The 20402-nt window shown below is 57.2% G+C and carries 14 protein-coding genes and 1 pseudogene; 5 read left to right on the forward strand and 10 right to left on the reverse strand.

From position 1 onward, the window contains the following. Window positions 1-10: 10 nt before the first annotated feature. The 9 genes from PMI07_RS15140 to PMI07_RS15180 all read right to left on the reverse strand — a co-directional run bounded on the left by PMI07_RS15140 (window position 11) and on the right by PMI07_RS15180 (window position 13247). On the reverse strand, window positions 11-649 hold the full coding sequence (locus PMI07_RS15140) for an invasion associated locus B family protein (protein WP_007751202.1): 639 nt from the start codon (window positions 647-649) through the stop codon (window positions 11-13). Between the two features lie 190 nt (window positions 650-839). Further along, window positions 840-3200: an outer membrane protein assembly factor BamA gene (gene bamA, locus PMI07_RS15145; RefSeq protein ID WP_007751201.1), complete on the reverse strand. Its 2361-nt coding sequence runs from the start codon at window positions 3198-3200 to the stop codon at window positions 840-842. 1043 nt (window positions 3201-4243) lie between these two features. Then, window positions 4244-5479, reverse strand: a complete 1236-nt coding sequence (locus PMI07_RS15150) for a pyridoxal phosphate-dependent aminotransferase (protein WP_007751197.1) — start codon at window positions 5477-5479, stop codon at window positions 4244-4246. A 35-nt stretch (window positions 5480-5514) separates the two neighbouring features. Continuing rightward, complete coding sequence (locus PMI07_RS15155) at window positions 5515-6483, reverse strand: threonine/serine dehydratase (protein WP_007751194.1); 969 nt, start codon at window positions 6481-6483, stop codon at window positions 5515-5517. A gap of 38 nt (window positions 6484-6521) precedes the next feature. Beyond that, the gene (locus PMI07_RS15160; RefSeq protein ID WP_007751186.1) at window positions 6522-7295 is read right to left on the reverse strand and encodes an aspartate dehydrogenase domain-containing protein; all 774 of its coding nucleotides are present in this window, start codon (window positions 7293-7295) and stop codon (window positions 6522-6524) included. Window positions 7296-7365: 70 nt separating this feature from the next. Beyond that, window positions 7366-9066 carry a hydantoinase B/oxoprolinase family protein gene (locus PMI07_RS15165; protein ID WP_012650559.1) on the reverse strand — a complete coding sequence of 567 codons (1701 nt, stop codon included), beginning with the start codon at window positions 9064-9066 and terminating at the stop codon, window positions 7366-7368. Further along, window positions 9059-11122 carry a hydantoinase/oxoprolinase family protein gene (locus tag PMI07_RS15170; RefSeq protein ID WP_007759464.1) on the reverse strand — a complete coding sequence of 688 codons (2064 nt, stop codon included), beginning with the start codon at window positions 11120-11122 and terminating at the stop codon, window positions 9059-9061. The genes PMI07_RS15165 and PMI07_RS15170 overlap by 8 nt, the downstream gene beginning before the upstream one ends. A gap of 104 nt (window positions 11123-11226) precedes the next feature. Further along, window positions 11227-12105 carry a PfkB family carbohydrate kinase gene (locus PMI07_RS15175; RefSeq protein WP_007759465.1) on the reverse strand — a complete coding sequence of 293 codons (879 nt, stop codon included), beginning with the start codon at window positions 12103-12105 and terminating at the stop codon, window positions 11227-11229. Between the two features lie 158 nt (window positions 12106-12263). Beyond that, window positions 12264-13247: an SIS domain-containing protein gene (locus tag PMI07_RS15180; protein ID WP_007759466.1), complete on the reverse strand. Its 984-nt coding sequence runs from the start codon at window positions 13245-13247 to the stop codon at window positions 12264-12266. Window positions 13248-13433: 186 nt separating this feature from the next. Here PMI07_RS15180 and PMI07_RS15185 point away from each other — a divergent pair, with 186 nt between their 5' ends. The 5 genes from PMI07_RS15185 (at window position 13434) to PMI07_RS15205 (ending at window position 20011) form a co-directional block, all read left to right on the forward strand. Further along, the gene (locus tag PMI07_RS15185; protein ID WP_245277165.1) at window positions 13434-14243 is read left to right on the forward strand and encodes a GntR family transcriptional regulator; all 810 of its coding nucleotides are present in this window, start codon (window positions 13434-13436) and stop codon (window positions 14241-14243) included. Between the two features lie 379 nt (window positions 14244-14622). Continuing rightward, a complete protein-coding gene (locus PMI07_RS15190) occupies window positions 14623-16149 on the forward strand; it encodes an ABC transporter substrate-binding protein (RefSeq protein WP_007759469.1) in 1527 nt (508 codons plus the stop codon). A gap of 102 nt (window positions 16150-16251) precedes the next feature. Then, a complete protein-coding gene (locus tag PMI07_RS15195) occupies window positions 16252-17202 on the forward strand; it encodes an ABC transporter permease (protein WP_012650553.1) in 951 nt (316 codons plus the stop codon). Then, window positions 17199-19013 carry a dipeptide/oligopeptide/nickel ABC transporter permease/ATP-binding protein gene (locus PMI07_RS15200; RefSeq protein WP_007766302.1) on the forward strand — a complete coding sequence of 605 codons (1815 nt, stop codon included), beginning with the start codon at window positions 17199-17201 and terminating at the stop codon, window positions 19011-19013. Before PMI07_RS15195 ends, PMI07_RS15200 begins: the two co-directional genes overlap by 4 nt. After that, the gene (locus PMI07_RS15205) at window positions 19010-20011 is read left to right on the forward strand and encodes an oligopeptide/dipeptide ABC transporter ATP-binding protein (RefSeq protein ID WP_007766305.1); all 1002 of its coding nucleotides are present in this window, start codon (window positions 19010-19012) and stop codon (window positions 20009-20011) included. The genes PMI07_RS15200 and PMI07_RS15205 overlap by 4 nt, the downstream gene beginning before the upstream one ends. A gap of 267 nt (window positions 20012-20278) precedes the next feature. On the opposite strand, the pseudogene PMI07_RS34905 reads toward PMI07_RS15205, so the two are convergent. After that, a pseudogene (locus tag PMI07_RS34905) lies at window positions 20279-20391 on the reverse strand (IS6 family transposase); the annotation flags it as partial. Window positions 20392-20402: the final 11 nt, after the last annotated feature.

Here is a 20402-nt window from a genome sequence, read left to right on the forward strand (position 1 = left end):
CATTTCCAGCTTATCTGCGCTGCTGCAGATCCTGCAATCGTGCATAGGCTGCAGAAAAGCCCCGGAGTGATACGCTGAAGGGAGCAGGTGATCCCGATCCATATATCTTGGGGATAATCTGAAATTTGTTTGCTTGTCTTACCGCTTCAAGATTGGCTGTCGTTAGCTTCAACAGCACGAGGCACCCTGTCGGGATGCAGGTGGCAAATTTCGCGTTCTGTACAGCAAGGTTATCGTCGAGCTTCAGGCGAATACCATCCGTGACCTGCAGCCCGAAGGGAAGCATGATGACGACTTTCGCTCCACCGATGTCGGGCGGAGATATTTCCATGGCGAAAACCATCCGGCCTGTTTTCGTGTCTTCCTGATATTGGCCCATTCGGCACTGCATGATCGAGCCAGGCTTCCTGCACTGAACAGCCCAGTCGCCGAAACTTTCCTTCATGTCTGCGCCGTCGGCGGGATGGTTTGCCTGCTGACGTTGCGACCAAGTTCTCTGCTCTTCAAGGTCACCTCCCTGCCCGCCTTGCGGTTGTTCCCCCGCGTAGTGCAATCCGCCCTCGCCAATCCAGTCCGCTGGCGTTGACGCCACGACCGTCCCGCAATTCGCTAGAAGTCCCACAGCCAGTAGCGCAGATGTTTTTTTCATGTAAAGGTTCCTATATTCTTTCCAGCCCTACCAGATAGGCAAACGATCGTTCGGCCTTTCATTACCCATGCCTAGCCAGCGATGCAGAGGTTGCAGGGCCTGAAGGGTCGATGGATCCTGAGGAGGATGTTCTTGCAAGAAGCCCTTCCCATTAGCGGCGGGGGAACGTGACTTGAGTCACGTGCCATGATCAAAATGGGTTCGACATGCTGAATCGGAACTGCTCTACCTTGTCGAAACTTTCCTTGACGACGGGCTCAGCGTAATCGATGCGGATGTTACCAAAGGGGGAATCCCAAACAATTCCGGCACCGACGGACGCGCGCCAGGACAAACCTGTTCCCTCGATGACCTCACCACGACCATCGACGCTGTTGCCGAAAAGAGTGCCAGCGTCGGTGAAAATTGCAACACGCAGACCGAAGTCTTCTGGAAGCCCTGGCATCGGTACCGATACTTCGGCAGAGGCTGTGAAGTAAGTGGTTCCGCCAAGCGCATCGCCGTCATCGACAGTCCGCGCACCAATACCATCGCTCTTGAAGCCACGAATCTGGCGACCGATGCTAAACTGGTCAAAGACGTTAAGATCTTCCCCATTGGTACTGAAGACATGGCCTCCCGCAACCGCCAGCGAGCCGACCAGGTCCGCGTCGGTCGACAACGTATGATAATAGCGGGCGCGCGCGGAGAGTTTATAGAAATTCGAATCGCCGCCCAAGCCGGCGAACTCGTGCGTTGCGGTCGCGTAGACTCCCTCCCGCGGCTTTGTCTGGCTGTCGAGAGTATTGTACGTCAGCGTCTGCGAGACAGATGACTGGGCATAAGCTCCATGCTCGATCAGCGCGATGAATGGCGCCGACATCTCATCGTCAGACGTATACGCGATGCCATCATCGCCGTACGCGCCATCCTCTCCATAACTGATTTGCTTGTAGGTATAACGGAACGTTGTCGCCAGGTCTTCGGAAATTGGCGCAGTAATACGGAACGTCACGCCTTGTTCATTGTAGGTGTAGTAGTCGTTTGAAGAGGTCTGGGTCTTGAAGAGATCAAAGCCAGCGGCAAGGCGATACCCGAGGAAATATGGCTCGGTGAACGATATGTTGTACGTCTGGGCATCGTCGCTTCCGACACCGGCAGCGAGACGAATATACTGGCCGCGACCAAGGAAATTCTTTTCCTCCACAGACGCTTCAAGAAGGACGCCATCGTCGCCCGAGTAGCCGGCGCCGATGCCAAACGATCCTGTCGATTGGTCTTCAACATCCACGATGATCACAACCCGGTCCGACGCACTTCCCTGCGCCGTAGAAATACTAACCGATGTAAAAAAGCCGAGAGCCTCAAGACGGCTCTTAGCGCGTGCTATCATTGATTGATTGAAAGCATCACCTTCGTTGAAGTCGAATTCGCGGCGGATAACGTAGTCCCGCGTGCGCGTATTGCCGCGGATCTCGATGCGTTCGACATAAGCACGCTCGCCCGGATCGACCGTATAGGATATACCGATCGTGTGGCCCGCGATATCGCGATTGCCGCGCGGTGTGACACGTGCGAACGGATAACCGGCGGACGAGACGCGCTTCGAGATTGCATCCATCGTCTCTTGAACGCGGCGCGCGTCGTAAACATCGCCCTTCTTTGTTTCGACCTCACCCTTGAGCTCGTCCCCAGTGATATTCGGAACCGTAGAGTCGACGCTAATCTCGCCATATTGGTAGTGCTGGCCTTCATCGATGGTAAAAGTGATCTCGTACTTGCTGTGTGATTCGTCGAGCACGGCATTCGAGGATATGATGCGGAAGTCCGCGTAGCCATGATTATAGTAGAATTTCTGCAATGCCTCTTCGTCTGTCCGCAATTTTTCTTCCGTATAGACATCTTTCCGAGTCAGAAACGAAAGCGGGCCGGATTCCTTGGTCAAGATCACCGCTTTCAGACGTTGTTCGCCATAGGCGTTATTGCCAACAAACTTGATATCCGCAATCTTGGTCCGTTCACCCTCATTGACGATGAAAGCAACGTTCAAGCGGCCTTGGGCGACCGGTATACTCTGGGTCGAGATCTCGACGTCGCTGCGGCCGATGGCGCGATAAGCTCCCTTGATGCGCTCAATGTCAGCTGTGATCATTGTCGGGTCAAACGGGCCGAGTGGCTGGCTCCTGACGACCCCTTGCAATTTGTCATCCGTGATTTTGCGATTACCGTTGAAGACAATCTGATTGATCAGCTGATTTTCTTTGACCGTGACGAGAAGCGCACCACCGGAAACGCTAATGCGAACATCGGAGAAGTAGCCCGTATCATATAGCTTCTTCACTGACTCATCGATGTCCTTGTCTGAAAACACGATGCCGGGGCGGATCGTAAGATTAGAACGAACGGCTTCATCACCAGCCCTTTGAGCGCCGAAAATCTGTATCCTGCTTATGGCGGCCGCTTCCACCTGAGTTGAAGTAGCGACTACCGTGAAACCGGCGCCTGCCGTGACATACGCTGCAGACAATACAAGTGTCGACAGTACGTTGAAAAACTTAGAACCTGCGATCATATTCGGTTTTGCCTTGTCTTGGCGCTTGTCTGCTGAGGGACGGTCAGTACTGGCCGCGTTTACTTTGCTTTCGCGAAATGGATGCGGGCTTAGTCACGAACAACAGCGATCAACTGCCCGGCATCGTAAGCGAGCATTGATCATGATGAAGCGAAAAATGGAGATCGGTGACAAACATCGCGCGGCAGCCGTCGCGACCTGCCGATCAACGTTGCCTTAAGGCCCGCGATCACCTGCGGAACGAGCCGGCTCCCATTTCCTGTCAGGGAGCATAGTGCTGCGTCCGATTTTTGCAGCTGCCCACGCCTTATGGCGCGGTCAAACTGTCTAACGTTTCGACCTGAACAAATGCGAAGCCAAACAACCGGTTGATGATCACTGTGCTACACCTCGATACCGCGCTCTTTGTGACGGGAAGGCTTAGGTAGCACGCGATCATTTCTGAGATTGATCTGAATGTTTCGAAGCGTCTCGCGGATGGGCTCATTTTGTGTTGAAGGCGAAATGCTATGGCCCGTGGATAGCGCTGTCCACTACAGCGCAGACATGGCAGGATCGGAGAGACCTTCGTTGGTATCTCCAGAGTACGCTCTTTGACGCGCTCCTTCCTATACTGGTAGACTTACTTGGAGGCCCTAATTGCTTCCAGGGCCTTGGCGTTAAGCGGAGGCTTTTCGCCTCCGGACCGGTCAAGTTGGACGATGCGATTTCCGATGACCGCATCCTCGTCGGAAAGGTTAGTTATGGCGTGTTCCCGCGATACGCGCCGTACCGTTTTTCAGCGTTGTAGAAAGAAAAAGATCTTGAGCATCTGACGACGGCCAAATATCGCCTTCGAGCTCCAACATCTTTCGTATCAGGGAGCGCTCCCGCCGGAAAACAAGACGATCCGCATCACGCTATTCGTATAACCGCCAGAGAAGAGCCTTCCGGGTCGAGACGCGGGCTCGTTCGAGCGCTGGACGGTCCGTAGACCCGAGCAACGGGATTGACGCAAAGGCGCTTCCGCGCAAGCATATTCAGGGCAACATGCCTGAAGGTGCTTAATGTTCGAACGGCGCTGCTCGATAGCGGTCGATCAGCAATCCTATCCGTTCCATAGCCGCCGTTGCGGCCGCATGATCCTGGGAGAAATTCAGCCTGATGCTGGAGGCGGTGTGGGGACTGAACTCGCTTCCCGGCGTCACAATCACCGTTGCCTGGTGGCGCAAGATCTTGACGAAGTCGATAGGCGATACCCGAAGCCGCGGCAGTTTGGCAAACATATAGCTTCCGGCTTGTGGTGTGCGTACTGCGACGTCTGCTCTCGCCCTGAAACGGGTAAGGAGATCATCGCGAATAGCCTGGTGAAGTTTGATACGCTCGCTCATCCAGCCATCAGGTTCAGAGAACCAAGTCTGGAGGACCGCCTGGTTATATCCGGCAGCGCGAAGGGAGACGATCGCCTGGAGCCGCTCCATTCGTTCGATGACCGATGAGGGGCCGAAGGCGACGCCGAGACGGTAACCACTCAACGACTCGGTTTTAGATGGCCCCATGATCGTGATGACGTTGTCGCGGCCGGTTCCGCCAACGGCGCGGAGGTGCTGGTATTCCGTGCCTTCGTACAAAAGGCGCGAGTAGAGTTGATCGACAATGACCATTGCGCCGTACCGGTCCGCAAGCGCCGCGATGGCATCGATTTCCTCCGTGGAATAGACCGCGCCGGTCGGATTGTTAGGATTGGAAAACACGAATACGCGGGCGCCATCGCGGAAGGCTGCCTCCAACTGGTTGAGATCGAGCCCCGCAGCCTTGTCAGTGCCAAGATAGTCGAGCTGAACCGGCAGCATTTCCGCTTCGAAAAATTCGACAAGCTTACGGTTTGCAAAATAGTCGGGCTGGACTATTGCAACCTTGTCGCCGGCGGCAACAGTCGCGGCGACAGACAGGAAAAGAGCGCCTTGCGTTCCGGGGGTAATGATCAGGTTGTCGGCAGCGTTGACCGGTGCGCCGGTAAAGCTCGTGAGCCTCACCGACAGAATTTCGCGGAGATCGGCAAGCCCACGATACACGGTGTAGGCTTGCTTGCCGCCGCTGTGCACACCGTCGCTGAACTCTTCGAAAGCACCAGGGGTCGGAAGGAATGCATCGACGTCGCCATGGGAGAAATCAACCGTTCGACCTTCGAGCTTTTCGCCAATCAACAACTCTTCGAAGGCGGGCGTCTTTTGCCGTACCTCCTGCCCGGGCGCATGCTCGGTCTTCAACTTTTCAAATTTTTCGAGTACCGTGGTCATGCAAACCTCTTCCTGAAACTAGGATGAATAACGCATTACATCGATAACATCGACGCAAAGACATGAGGATCAACGTTCCCGCCTGAAGCGATGACGGTAATCGTATCCGTGTCGATTCTGTTCTGGCGGGAAAGCGCTGCAGCGAGCGCGATCGCACCACCCGGTTCGACTACGATCTTCAGATGGTTGAAGGCTAGCCGTATGGCCCTGCGAACCTCGTCGTCGGAAACAACCAGACCGGGTCCGCACAATCTGTGCATAATTGGAAAGGTGACATTGCCGGGCTGCGGCGTCATGATCGCATCACAGATTGTGGGTGCATACCCAGGATTGGCAACGACCGACCCTTGCGCCAGCGAGCGGGTCGTGTCGTCGTAACATTCAGGCTCACAGGGGCGCGCGGTCCACCCAGTGCCTGAGGCTTCGAGCGCAAGCGCAGTTCCCGAGGTCAGCCCACCACCGCCGCACGGTACGAGAATTTGCGTGTCGGCGACACCGAGTGCCTTCAACTGCTCGACAAGTTCGAGCCCGATCGTGCCTTGCCCTGCGATCACGTTAGGCTCGTCGTAAGGGCGTATGAGTGTCAGGTCTCTGGCTCGGGCAATGTCCACGCCGATCGCGTCGCGATCTTCCGTCCGCCGGTCATAGAGAACGACTTCGGCGCCATAGGCACGCGTGTTATCGACCTTCATCTTCGGGGCATCGGCTGGCATGACGATCACAGCAGGTATGGCGTGCATGCGGGCGGCGAGTGCTACGCCTTGTGCGTGATTGCCGGACGAATATGCAATAACCCCGCGGTCGCGAATATCATTGGGAAGAGCGGAGATTGCCGACCAGGCCCCGCGAAACTTGAAAGATCCAGTTTTCTGCAGGCATTCGGCTTTGACAAGGATGCGCCGCCCGGCAACGTCGTCCATCAGCGGGGAATTCAGAAGCGGCGTTCGGAGCGCATTTTCGTTTATGCGGCGCGCTGCGGCCTCGATATCGATCGTTGTGCTCATGCCTAAACTGCCCTTCGATTGCCGTTGCCTCGCATTGGTCAGGCAATGCTTAATCCGCCACCGGCCAGAATACGGCGAATGGACCCCACTGCGGACCGTGGCGTGTAGGCACCGGTGACCCCGCCGAGCGAACGGGAAGACACTTGGATATCCCAGGAAAAGCCCCTGCCCCCGACTACCAGACGGTGCAGCATGTCTTCCTGCCCGGGAGCGGCTACGACGCGGCTGACAGTATTGTCGAAACCGATCCCAGCTAGCGCGATGGCGGCATGGACATTCACGTTGCGGGGAAAGCGGGCACAAACATCGCGCGTTGGACCTTCGAAGATCACACCCTCTGCATCCTTGTCGATCCCAAGGCTTTTGCCACTTTTGGTCGTAGTCACCGTCACACGATCGATCACGTCACGACCATCTGCAAGTCCATCTAGCGCAAGGATCGCGCCGTGGGGAACGTGTTGTCTATGCCCCGACCTTTGGCAAGCAGCTTGGATCGCCGCCTCGGTCGTCGGGTCGGCAAGCGCGGTGCAACTGAAGCCGCAGACATCGCTGGAGCGGAGCGCAGCTGGCGCCACACGAGCCAGGATATCCGGCATTGCCGCCTCGATGACAAGGTCCACAGATCGCTCCAGCGCTTCTTCCGTGTCGGTGAGAATGGCTGGGCCCAAATCGCGCAGGTCCACATGTCTGCTTGGATTGGAAATCAGTATATAGTCGATCTCCGCAAGGCGCGATGTCATCAGATCGTGGAGGATCGCCCTGCCGATCGTTCCCGCGCCAATAATTCCAACTTTGCGCGCTTTCGCCATCATGGTGCCCTCCTGCTGTTTCAAGCTGGCTGTCGCGAGACCTGCCTGCCGGGCCTTGCCTGTTTGTTTCCGTTTACTCGGCGCTCTTGATCTGTGCGGGGTAATGTTTTTCGAGATACGCACGGGAGAAAAGCCCATCGAGAAGATCGTCATGGACCGCGGCGGGCGTACGCTCGGCGGGATCGCCATATCCGCCGGCGCCAGCCGTTTGCATGACGACGGTCTGGTCGGGTGCCACAGGCACTTTGGGGATCTTGTTCGGCAGGCGCGTCATGCTTCCATCGTCGCCCGAGATCGCGAAGCTGCCCATCTCCCCGGGCTGACCACCAAACAAACCCCATGGGCGGTTATTAAAGCGCTCGCCAGTCCCCCCGAATGTGCAGGATTGACCAAGCGGCCTGACGATGCGACGCAGCCCACAGCCGCCGCGCTGACGACCTGCGCCACCGGAATTCTCCACCACCGAATACTCCTCGACAAACAGCGGAAATTCTCTTTCGAGCGCTTCGACGGGCGTATTGGCGGTATTGGTAGTGTGAACTTGGACAGCGTCCTTTCCGTCCTTTTCCGGGCGAGCGCCGAAGCCGCCTCCCATCGTTTCGAAAAAGTAAAACGGCTTGCCGGTGCGATGGTCGGTACCGTAAAAATAGATACCGGTATTGGCACCGTTTGAGGCGGCGACCACCCGGTCGGGCAGTGCCTGAGCCAGGGCTCCGATCATGATATCCACCACACGCTGTGCAGTCGTAGAGCGATTTGTCACGGAGGCCGGAAACTCCGCCCTGACGATTGACCCCTTTGGCGCTACGACGTCGACCGTTGCAAACAGGCCATGATTGCTGGGGATGTGCGGGTCCAGGACACACTTCAATACATAGATGACGGTTGCGACAGTATCCGCCCAGGGGGAGTTGATATTTCCTGCGGTCTGGGGGGCAGATCCCTCGAAATCGACGGTGAGGCGATCCGCGCTTTTGATGATCCGGACTGCAACGGGGATGTTCTCATTCCCCAGCCCGTCGTCATCGATAATGTCAGAAAAGGCATATTCGCCTTGCGGAATGCTCGCGATCGCCCTCTCCATCCGCTTTTTGGTCCGGGCGATGATCTCATCGAAGGCAGCGGCAACGTAAGGCCCACCATAACGGCGGCACATCTCCTGCATGCGCTTGACGCCGAGTGCTACCGCCGCAAACTGAGCATTATAGTCGCCCTTGCGCTCTTCCGACCGCCGCACGTTCAACAGCAGGAGGTCGAACAGCTCCTGGTTCACCATCCCTTCCGAGAAAAGGCGGATCATTGGAATCCGCAAGCCCTCCTGAAAGATCTCGGTCAACCCGGCGGCCGACCCACCAACACTCGCGCCGCCGATATCGGCGTGATGTGCGGTCGAACTGCTGAAACCGATCAGTTGCCCGTCGAAAAAGATGGGCGCGGATATGCAGATGTCGGGCAAATGGGTGCCGGATGCGGCGTAGGGATCGTTTGCGACGAAAACATCGCCCTCGTGGATGTCGGTGCCATATTTCTCGACGACCTTGGCCACCGTGCCGGACATCGCACCCACATGGAGCGGCAGGGATTTCTGGGCTTGCATGACGAGGCGGCCGCTACTGTCGAACAAGGCGGTAGAATGGTCGTGGCGCTCTTTGATATTCGTGGAAAACGCACTCTTCTGCAGGGCGACAAAGGTCTCGTCCGCCACCGAGCGCAACGCGTTCGAGAGGATTTCCAGCGTGATCGGGTCGTGAAGCACGGTCGCGGTCTCAGACATATTGGGAAACCTCGATGAGGATATTGCGGAAAGTGTCGACATGGGCAATATCGCCCGGGAAAATAACCGTGGTGGCATCCATCTGGTCGATAACTGCTGGCCCTTCGATCAGGTCTCCGGGCTCAAGCTCATCGCGTCGGAAGGCAGGCGTCTTCACTGTTTTGGCGACACCGAAACATACCTCGCGGAACTGCTTTGCCTGAGGGCGGCGTTCGGAGGCAATTACCTGCATCGGCGATCTTGCCACGCCCAGAGGGGCGTGTGCGGTGGCCCGGACGTTGACGATTTCGACGGAGCCTTGGCGATCTGCAAACCCATACGCTCGGTGATGTGCTGCGAAGAAACGCTCCCTGAGCTCATCCATGGAGACGATGTCGGGCGGCGCGCCAGTACGTGACTGACCGAGTATGACATTCAGTTCATAGTTCTGACCACGAAAGCGGGCGTCGACGCTGATATCAATGCTTCGATGCGATGCCTCGATCTGCTCGCGTTCAAACCAGTCGTCGCAGGCTTGGAGCAATCCCTGCACAGTGGCGGTGATTGTATCGCGGGCATCATCCTCGCAGACGATCAGGCTGCTCACGACAAAGCTCTCCTGAAGTTTGGCGTCGGTCAACCCTTGGGCGCAGACAATACCTGGTGCTAGCGGAACGATAATTTCACCGATACCGAGCGCAACAGCCACATCGCGGGCGTGAAGTGCCCCGGCTCCGCCAAAGGGCATCAACGCGAAATCCCGCGGATCGTGGCCACGTTCAACCGACATCGTGCGGATGGCGCGGACCATGTTGCCAGTCATGATTTCGAGAATGCCCAGAGCGGTGGCCTCAATCGACTTGCCCATGGGGTCGGCAACCGACTTCAGGGCCTTCTCGGCGAGTTCGCGGCTGAGCGTCATCTCACCATCGATCAGGGTCGACGGCAGGCGGCCAAGCACTAGATTGGCATCTGATACCGTCGGCAGGGTCCCGCCACGTCGATAGCAGGCGGGACCGGGTACAGCGCCGGCGCTTTGCGGGCCGACCTTAAACAGGCCGTCGGTATCGAACCACGCGATCGAGCCGCCGCCCGCGCCGACCGTTGCAATATCGATCATCGGCAACCGGATCGGGAAACCATCGACGTCTCGCCCACTGGAGAGTTCAGCGACATTGTCGCGAATAAGCGCCACGTCAGCGCTTGTGCCGCCGATGTCGAGCGTAATCACCTCGGAGCGCCCGGCTTCCTTTGCGATCTCGATCGCACCGACGATGCCGGCTGCAGGCCCCGACAAAGCCATCCGCGCCGGAAACGCGCGCGCTGTTGCCAGCGACATCAATCCGCCGCTGGACTGGTTGATACCAACCTTGGCGTTGGGGACGGCTTTGCCCAGTGTTTCGATCAGGGTCGTGATGTAGACATCAAGGCGAGGCTGAAGATAGGCATTGACGACAGTCGTGGTGAACCGCTCGAATTCACGAAACTCCGGCTGAACCTCGCTCGACAGCGATATCGCAACATCCGGGAGCGCTGCACGGATTGCCTCTCCGACCTCTTTTTCATGTTCGGGTCTGATGTAGGAGAAGAGCAAACACACGGCGACGGCAGGAAGCTTTTCGGCGCGAATTGCGTCGATGACCGCGCTTAGATCGCTGGCATCAACGGGTTTGCGCACGCTTCCGTCTGCCATGATGCGCTCGTTGATTTCGAAACGATGGCGCCGGGGAACGAGGGGCGCCGGCTGGTCGAGATGGAAGTCGAAAATGGCCGGCCTTGTCTGCCGCCCGATTTCCAGAACATCGCGGAAGCCCTTCGTCGTGACGAGCGCAACCGGGGCTCCTCGCCGTTGAATAAGTGCGTTTGTTGCAACGGTACTGCCATGGCAAAGTCGCGAGACGTCCTTAAGATCAATGCCGTGGGCCCGGCTCAGTTCGCCAAGTCCGTCGATGATCGCCTTTGCCGGATCATCGGGCGTGGAAGGGCGCTTCCAGTAGCGGTTCTCACCGCTCATAGCGTTGAAGGCAAAGAAATCCGTGAACGTGCCGCCGACATCGACACCGATAATCCAGTTCAAGCAAGATCCCCTTTTATCGAGCCCGGGCCGCCTAGTTCAGCGTTACTCCGGGTGTGAGTATTGATATATACGCCGGCCGCGCCTTTTCAGAGACCGACGCCCTGTCAGGTGCGGGCGGCTGCACGCCTGGGCGGCAGGTCATCCGGGAGAACCGAGAAGGGTCGGCCATGGCCAAAACCGCCCATGACCGCGCAAGCTGCAGCAGCATTGACGGCACCAGCCTCGAGCGCGCGTGTGAGGTCGGACGATTTGGACCATTCCACCAGGAAGCCGGCGACGAAACCGTCACCTGCACCGAGCGTGTCCACGACCCTAGCGGGCTTCACGCCAAAGGAACAAAGCCGTCCCTCGTGAAGCGCAAGAGAACCTTCGCTCCCGCGCGTCCCGACCACGGTCCGGCATCCAGCTTGCGCCCAGCTTTTAAGCACTCCCTCGCACTCGTCGAGTGCAAGCTCGCTCAAGGACAGAAAAGCAATATCGATCTTGTCCGCCAGATGATCCCGATGAGTATCCGTCCAACGATTGGAAAAGTCGTAGGAAAGCATCGTGGCGTTCTCCGCGAGCGTCTCGATACGATCATCGAGACCGCTGAAGATGCTCGTGTGCACGATGTCGAAGGACCTCATGTAAAGGTAGTCGTCGTCCATCAGCGTAAAGTCTTCCCGCACGCCCGGACGGGAGCCTAGAAATCGGCGGTCTCCCTGGTCATGGCCGATAAGAGCGCAGGCATTGGCGCCCTCGGCTCTGCGGCAATGGGACAGGTCAACGCCTTCTTCTTTTAAGGCGTCATAGATCAGCGAGCCGTATTGATCGCGGGAAAGACATCCAACATAGCCTGCGGAAACACCGAGTTTGGCGGCCATCGCGGCGACGTTAACCGAGTTTCCGCCTGGAAACATCCAACCCTTGTCGACATAGACGTCGACGGTGTTGTCGCCTATTCCAAGAAGTGACGGCTCGCGATCCCACATGAAAGTACCCATTTTCTACGGTCGCCTCGGTGGCTTTCGGACCAGCCCCAGAGATCGTGGGGCTGGTCAGTTTCGCATCGCTCACGAAGACCGAGCGATGCGTGCGGTCCGGGAAGACACTTTTTAGAGAAGCTGTGTCGATCAACGAGAGAACACAACCCTATGGTCAATCAGTATTCCATCTTCCACATGTATCGGCGAACCGTAAGCGGGTGGCCGCGACGCTCCGCCAGCTCCACCGCATAGATGCGCATCAGCGGCTGGAACACCAACGGCGTGATGTATTCGGCAACCTCGGGCGCGACGCCGTGCATGTCGATCTTGGCGGCATCCAGCACGAGCAGATTCTTGGAGTATTTCTCGGCAAACTTCTGTGCCCGTGTGTCCATCTCGCGGGTCGGACCAAGGCCGACAAGAAGTAAGATTGGCGTATCGAAGTCGGTGATTTCGAAGGGACCGTGGAAGTATTCGCCGGAATGGATTGCCTGGGAGTTGATCCATTGCATCTCCTGGAGAATGCAGATGGAGAAGGAATAGGCGACACCCCAGTTCGAACCCGACGCCATCGTGTAGATCGTCGGTTCGCGCTTGTTGCGCTCACCCCATTCGCGGGCATCCTCCGCATGAACTTTCTGGGCGGAGGCTGCGATATCTCCGACCTTTTCCAGCGCCGACAGAAGTGCAGCCGCCTTTGGCGAATTTTCGCGAGCGTTCACGATACCGAATGCGATTCGCAGGATGATACCGGACGGTGCGTCCTGGTTGCCGATCAGCGGCGTCGAGACATAGGGAACCGTGGAATCGGAGACCTGCCCGAGCTCAGACTCGGGTTTCGTGGTCAGTCCGATGGTGAAGGCGCCCTTCTTCTTTGCGAAAGCAGCGGCTGCTACCGTTTCGGGGGTGTTGCCGGAGCTCGAGCAAAGGATGACGACGCTTCCTTCGCCGAGATGAACCGGATCGCGAGCAATGAACTCGGCCGAGTTGAAAGTCTCAGCAAAAATAGTCGAGGAATTTCGATCAACCGCATATTTCGGCAGATGCATCTGGGCAAACGATCCGCCACAGGCGACGAAGTAGATGGTCGAAACCGATTTCCGCTGCGCAACCGCTGCAAGCGCGCTCTGGATGGAGGATTCAATTTGGGATGGCTGCATGGTTTGACCTACTCTCTGATGTGTCTGGATCATATGCGGTGTCATTTTGCTATACCAGATAGCGGACCAGATCAAGGCATACTAGACCACATTTTTTGAGGATGCTCAGTTTCGTTGACTTTTGGTACTCCTGGCGCCATTATAATTGGAACACTTCAGTCAGAACCGGTGGGATACAAATTGAGCGTGACCGCAGCAAAACCGACGCAGACAGGGCGACGTCAGATTCTTTCGGAAACAGCAAGCGGAACGACGGCCAGCAGTGGGAAAGGCCCTCTATTCAGGCAGGTGGAGCAACACATCAAGGAACTGCTCACCTCTTCGGAATACGGCCCGGGCGACCGCATTCCTTCCGAACGCGACTTCGCTGAAACCCTCGGTATCAACAGGGCGACCGTCAGGCGAGCTGTCACAAATCTGATCAAAGCGGGCCTGCTAGAAAGCAATGGAACCGGCGGAACGCGCGTCGCTGCAGCGAAAGTGGCGCGCAAACTTGATATCTACAGGTCTATCGGCGTAGGGCGCCACATCACCGAGGAAGGTGGCATTTCGAGCAATAAACTATTGCATTTCCATGTGGAAAAGGCCAGCGCCAGAATGGCGGAGCGCCTTCGCATCGCGGAGGATGACGACGTCACCATTCTTCGGCGCCTATGGAGTATAAACCAGAAGCCCTTTTGCATTGAGACCAGCTATCTCGTCACCAAGCTTGTACCAGATTTGACGGCTGAGGATCTAATCACTGGGCAATCGCTCTACGCGTTGCTCAAAAGCCGCTATGGATATGAAACAATCAATGCGGACCGAACCATCACCATTTCGTATCTGAACGACCTCGAAAGCCGTCTGCTCGAAATGACCCCGGGCGCTGCAGTCCTGTCCCTGCGCCTCACCGTCGAAACCAGTGATGGCCAGGCCATCGAGTACATGAACTCGCTGAACAATCCTAAACTGGTCGTCTTTCGGACGAACGAAAAAGACCGGTCAGCACGTTAACATACGACCCCAACGCTCTGGTTTGGTCCGCAACAGGCCCGGCCGGCCTTGCGCATTCGCGCATCCCCTCACTGCTCAATGCTCGGCGATCTCTACCGATCTCACGCGATTGCCCTCCAGTGGGTGGGGTTTTAGACCAAATCGCGCGTGATTGCCTGCGCGACCAAAAATTTTGACCGCCCGATAATACCAGCTTGCAATCCAATTTCAACTGGACTACATTTTGGGCTATAAATTCTTGCATAACTATCTGAACTTGACTCCGGGCCACCGTGTCAAGCGGGCGTGAAGGGGTTGCTCGACAAGGGCAGCTACTTCGGCGCTTGGCGCCGCGCGCCTTCTCGCAATAGGAAGTTAGCTAAAGAAGGGGAACTAAAGCATGAATATCTCTCGTCGTGGTTTCGTAGGCGGTTCGCTTACACTTCCATTTGTCGGAATGGCCGCCAAGACCGCGTTGGCGCAGACGCCCGGCAAGTATCTTCGTTATGGCCTCAACAATTTTCCGGCCAACCTGACGCCATGGGTGAATGCCGGCGCCGCCGCCGGCACGTTCATGAGCCTTGTCCACAGGGGCCTGTTCTCATTTGCCCCGGATGGAAGTCTGCAGGGAGAGCTTGCCGAGAGTTTTGAAAATGACGGCAACAAGGTCTTCACGTTCAAGCTGCGCAAGGCGACCTATCACGACGGTCAGCCGCTGTTGGCAGAAGACGTAAAGTGGACGTTGGAACAGGTCGCAGCCAAGGATTCGACTGCTTACTTCCGCGCTCAGTTTCAGGAAGTCGCCTCGATCGAGACTCCGGATGAGCGGACCGTCAAGGTCATCATGAAAAACCCGTCGGTGACGGTGACCCAACTCCTGGCGACATACTATATGCCGATCCTGAAAAAGGGGACGACGAAGGAAAACAACGCCAACGGGACGGGTCCCTTCAAGCTCGTCAACATTGAGCGTGGCTCCTACATCGACGTCGAAGCCTTCGACAAGTATTACAAGCCGGGCCTGCCGAAAGTTTCGAAGATCCGGCTGCAGGCATTTCCGGACGAAAACCTGCGTGTCGCGGCCCTCCAGACAGGTGACATTGACATGACGGAATACGCCCCATGGTGGGCGATCGACAACCTTGAGAAAGATCCCAATCTCAAGCTGGATACGACACCGGGCGCCTTCATGTACCTGATGTTCAACGGCACGCAGGGGCCGATGGCCAACCCACGCGTTCGCCAGGCTGTTGCCTTCGCGATGAAGCGTGAGGCCATGGTCCAGGCGGCATTCTATGGGCACGGTGAACCCCTGAGGGGCCTGCCTTTCTACAAGGGCACTCCCTATTTCGATGCCACGCGCTCGAACTTCTGGACCGAAGACCTGGCGAGGGCCAAGGCACTCCTGTCGGAAGCCGGCTTTCCGAACGGATTTTCGTGCAATCTCCTTTCAGCATCCGATGTGGCGATCCAGAAGGCCACTGCCGAGGTTGTACAGCAGGGTCTGGCGACAATCGGCATCCAGGCGCAGCTCAACCTTCCAGACTTTGCGACACGTGTTTCGCTCGGCAACAAGGGTCAGTTCGATATCGGCGTGAACGGAACCGCTTGCGACAACAATGACCCGGACGGGATCACATCCATCGTCGACGATTCCCTGTCGCCCGCCTATACCCGCAGCCTCAACATCAAGACGCCGGGCCTGGCTGAGATGTTGGCCAAGGGTCGTGGGGAAAGCAATCTCGAGGCCCGCAAGGGTATCTATGCCGAGGTCGAAAAACTCGTCTACCAAAACACCCCCTATGTGGGCCTGACCTGGCGCAACCAGTCCTATGCGCTGCGCAAGAATGTCCAGGGCTTCAACAACCTTCCCGGAGCGCTCACATTCTTCTCCGGAAGAACCCTGGAGAGCACGTCGCTTAGTTAACGAGGCGTCGGGCGGCCGGCTACTGCCGGTCGCCTGATTTGTTTTCGGCATTATCTTTCGGATGCCCAGGATCTGCCGACGTCTGTTATCTAGGAAAGCATTATGGTCTGGTTTGTAAAACGCTTGCTGATTTCAATCCTGCTGGTCTGGATTGTCGGAAGCGTCGTCTTCTCCATCATCTACCTCGTTCCGGGCGACCCCGCGGAACTCCTTCTTTCGCAAAGTGGCTCCGCACCAGATCCGGCAACTGTTGCCGCCTTGCGCACCCAGCTCGGTCTCGATCAGCCCTTCCTCCAACAATACCTGCAGGCCTGGAAGGGTTTTGTGCACGGCAACTTCGGATATTCGCTGCGTGACGAAGCCTCCGTGGGAGCCGAAATCGCCAAGCGCTTGCCGCGCACATTCGAACTGATCGGTGCAGCCGCGTTGATCAGCGCCCTCGTTGGTATCCCTTTCGGGGTGGCTGCGGCACTTTCGAGAAGCATGTGGATCGATCGTGTCCTCAGCGCCATTGCCGGTCTTGGCATTTCCATTCCAATCTATGTCGTTGGAACAGGTATTCTTTACCTTTTGGCGCAGTATTGGCGGCTGGTACCTGCCGGCGGCTTCGTAAACTTCAGCGAAGATCCTGTTCAGCATCTGATATTGCTGATCATGCCAGCAACCACGATCGCGGTCGGGCTTTCAGCGACGATTTTCCGGATTACGCGCACTGCCGTTCTAGAGATTGCGCTGAAGGACTATATTCGTACCGCACGCGCCAAGGGTGTGTCACGACCCCGGACGATGATTCACCATGTCGTCCGCAATGCGCTACTGCCGATAACCACAGTCTTCGGGCTGCAACTTGGTGGGCTCTTGGGCGGCACAGTCCTCGTGGAATACGTCTTCAACTGGCCGGGCCTTTCGTCGTTGCTCGTGTCTTCTGTCAACTACCGGGACTACCCGATGGTGGTTGGCATCATCATGACGATTTCGATCGTCTTTGTGCTCCTCAATTTGCTGATCGATATCCTTTACGGAGTGCTCGATCCCAGGAGCCGCGTCGCATGAAGCCCGGACTTGTCTTCAGTATTGTTGCGCTGACCCTCCTTGTCGCTGCAGCCTTTTGCGGCCCACTCATCCTGAGAGCCGACCCGATTGCCATGGATTTTACGGGCCGCTTTGGCCCGATGTCCGCTTCGCACTGGCTCGGACAGGACGATTTCGGTCGCGACGTCCTAGTGCGGCTTCTTCATGGCGTGCGCGTGTCCTTGACGATCGCAGTGATCGCGACGCTGATTGCCGCTGCCATCGGGACGGTGCTTGGACTTCTTGCAGGCTATTACAAAGGGATTGCAGCCGTTCTCGCATTGAGGGGATCAGATGTCATGCTCTGTTTCCCGCCCTTGCTGGTTGCCCTGCTGGTCGTGACGATCGCGGGTCCGGGGCTCACGACACTGATTGGGGTACTTTCCGTTGTTTTCGTACCCACTTTCGTGCGGGTCGTTTACTCCGGCGTTCTTGGTATCCGCGAACAGGAATTCGTCGAAGCCATGCGGGCGCTCGGGGTGCGCAGCTCCTTTATCATGTTCCGCACGATATTGCCGAACATTATCGGGCCGCTTCTGGTCCAATGTAGCATCGCCATGGCGACGGCTGTTCTCATGGAATCAGGCCTCTCCTTTCTAGGTCTCGGTGTTCCGCCACCGGAATCATCGCTCGGTCTCATGGTAGCGTCCGCGCGTATGTCTATGTATCAGGCTCCGCATCTCCTCATTTGGCCAGCTGCGGCGCTTACCTTCATCGTCCTCGTCATGAATGCGCTTTGCGACGGTCTGCGTGACCACTTCGACCCAAGGCCGAGACTCAGAGCCCGAGCGATAATCGAGCCGCGGTTGTCACATGCGGCGGATGCGAATCGCGACGCCTGTCTTTTGGTGAATGACCTGTCGGTCACGATTACCAACGATAAAGCTCCCCTTTATGCGGTGCGCAATGTCTCTTTATCGATCTGTAGCGGCGAAATCGTTGCGCTGGTCGGTGAGAGCGGATCCGGCAAATCGCTGCTCAGCCTGTCGGTCATGGGCCTGCTTCCCGAGGGGGTTGCAGCGCGGTCGGGCAGTATCCAGATCGAGCGCGAAGAAATCCTCGGGCTTAGCGAAGGCGAGCTCTTGAAGCGTCGCGGGCGCAAGCTCGCCATGATATTCCAGGATCCGTCGAGCAGCCTCAACCCGGTCAAGAAGATCGGCTTCCAGCTGGCGGAAGCATTGCAAGCCCATGCGAAGATGACCCGCAAGCAGGTTTCGCACGCCGTCGTCGACCTCCTTTCATCTGTCGGGATCGCGGATCCCGCCCGTCGTGCTCGTGTGTACCCGCACGAAATGTCCGGCGGAATGAAGCAGCGCGTCATGATTGCGATGGCGTTGGCCAACCAGCCTAAGCTCTTGATTGCGGACGAACCGACAACGGCGCTCGATGTGACAATTCAGGCGCAGGTCCTCGATCTCATCCGCAAACGCCGGGATGAGGGTGATCTCGCGATCCTGTTTGTGACGCATAGCCTTGGTGTCGTCCGCGAAATTGCTGACCGGGTGATGGTCATGTATGCCGGGGAAATTCTGGAAGAAGGACCGGTCGGAGATGTCTTCCACAAACCCAAACACCCGTACACCATGGCTCTCCTAAAGAGCTATCCCAAGGAGTTCGGCCCCGCGCCCGTTGGTATTCCAGGCTCCGTTTCGCCGCCGCATCATCTACCACCCGGTTGTTCGTTTGCCCCGAGATGTCCGCTTTGCCTTCCCGACTGTGAAAGACAGCGACCTTCCTTGGTCAGCATTGAAGTCGACCGCAAAACCCGGTGTATTCGTTGGGAGGAACTATGACCATTCCGCTGATCGAGGCCTCGTGCCTGGAAAAAACCTTTGGATCGTCGCAGTTCCTGTCCGCCAAAAAACCGGTCAGAGCTGTCTCCGATGTGTCCATCACCATCAACCGCGGCGAGGCAGTCGGGCTGGTCGGCGAAAGTGGCTCCGGCAAAAGCACAATCGGACGGCTTCTCCTCAATCTCATCCCTCTGAGCGGTGGCTCGGTGACCTTCGACGGTGAGACGCTCGACGGCATGAACAAGACTGATTTGCGCCGACTTCGTCAACGGATGCAGATTATTTTCCAGGATCCTTATTCGAGCTTTGATCCAAGGCGTCGGATCGGTTCGCAAATCAACGATGCCTTGAAGCTCCATACCCGCAAGAGCAGAAGCGAACGCGAAAGCCGGATTGCGGATCTCCTAGTTCAGGTCGGACTTCGTCCGGAACACGCCCAAAGGTTTCCGCACGAGTTCAGCGGCGGCCAACGTCAACGCATCGGGATTGCCCGCGCCCTTGCGACGGAGCCAGACTTCATTGTCGCCGACGAGCCGGTTTCCGCCCTTGATGTATCCGTTCAGGCTCAAATTCTCGCACTGCTTATTGAGTTGCGGGAGACGTTGAACCTGACCCTTCTGTTCATCAGCCATGACCTACTGGTCGTGAAGCACTTGTGCAACCGGGTGGTTGTACTTTATCTTGGTCGGATCATGGAGGAAGGTTCGGTGGAGGCCGTGTTCTCCAACCCCCGTCACCCGTATACAGCCGTTTTGCTGAGCGCCATCCCTAGGGTTGATGCGGATATCAGGCCGGTCCTGAGGATCGCGCTTCGTGGCGATCCACCCAGCCCTGCGAATCCTCCAAGTGGCTGCGTGTTTCGCACACGTTGCCCTTTCGCGATTGAGGCTTGTTCGTTGGCGCGTCCGGCGCTCAGGGAAGTGAGCGGTGGTCACCGGATCGCCTGCATACGGGACGATATCTCATTTTCAGGACTACGCGCCGGCACTCAAATGTAATCCATGAGGTTCCAGTTGAGCAATGTAGTCGAGCGCCTCCTCGGGCCGCTCTGCTTGTGGGTGAGGACGACGCACTCTTTGCACGCAACCGTCCGGCGTCCCGCCGACTAACACCCCCAACCTCCAACTTAAGGAGGATCCACACACAATCCGAGCAGGTCGCTCCATCTCGTTGGGGATGATCCGAGAAAGCTCCTGGCTGGGTGATGTAAGGCTAAATCCGCAAGAGTCTTTTGGGACAGATGCGGTTGGATCAGATGGCCTTCCATGCGAGTTCTCGGTGCGATTGTCCAGGCCTGATGCGATCGATGCTCGACTGTCGGAATGACCTGGTGTTGTGCCGCTGCATAGGAGCGAAGCTTGTCAGCGACGATGCGCTTCTTGGCGCCGG

Origin of the sequence: Rhizobium sp. CF080 (genome assembly GCF_000282095.2) — a bacterium.
In the GTDB taxonomy this organism is placed as follows: domain Bacteria; phylum Pseudomonadota; class Alphaproteobacteria; order Rhizobiales; family Rhizobiaceae; genus Neorhizobium.

Excerpts from the sequence above, each read along its gene's own strand:
- PMI07_RS15140 (WP_007751202.1), bottom strand. The coding sequence starts at position 649 with ATGAAAAAAACATCTGCGCTACTGGCTGTGGGACTTCTAGCGAATTGC.
- bamA (WP_007751201.1), bottom strand. The coding sequence starts at position 3,200 with ATGATCGCAGGTTCTAAGTTTTTCAACGTACTGTCGACACTTGTATTG.
- PMI07_RS15150 (WP_007751197.1), bottom strand. The coding sequence starts at position 5,479 with ATGACCACGGTACTCGAAAAATTTGAAAAGTTGAAGACCGAGCATGCG.
- PMI07_RS15155 (WP_007751194.1), bottom strand. The coding sequence starts at position 6,483 with ATGAGCACAACGATCGATATCGAGGCCGCAGCGCGCCGCATAAACGAA.
- PMI07_RS15160 (WP_007751186.1), bottom strand. The coding sequence starts at position 7,295 with ATGATGGCGAAAGCGCGCAAAGTTGGAATTATTGGCGCGGGAACGATC.
- PMI07_RS15165 (WP_012650559.1), bottom strand. The coding sequence starts at position 9,066 with ATGTCTGAGACCGCGACCGTGCTTCACGACCCGATCACGCTGGAAATC.
- PMI07_RS15175 (WP_007759465.1), bottom strand. The coding sequence starts at position 12,105 with ATGGGTACTTTCATGTGGGATCGCGAGCCGTCACTTCTTGGAATAGGC.
- PMI07_RS15180 (WP_007759466.1), bottom strand. The coding sequence starts at position 13,247 with ATGCAGCCATCCCAAATTGAATCCTCCATCCAGAGCGCGCTTGCAGCG.
- PMI07_RS15190 (WP_007759469.1), top strand. The coding sequence starts at position 14,623 with ATGAATATCTCTCGTCGTGGTTTCGTAGGCGGTTCGCTTACACTTCCA.
- PMI07_RS15195 (WP_012650553.1), top strand. The coding sequence starts at position 16,252 with ATGGTCTGGTTTGTAAAACGCTTGCTGATTTCAATCCTGCTGGTCTGG.
- PMI07_RS15200 (WP_007766302.1), top strand. The coding sequence starts at position 17,199 with ATGAAGCCCGGACTTGTCTTCAGTATTGTTGCGCTGACCCTCCTTGTC.
- PMI07_RS15205 (WP_007766305.1), top strand. The coding sequence starts at position 19,010 with ATGACCATTCCGCTGATCGAGGCCTCGTGCCTGGAAAAAACCTTTGGA.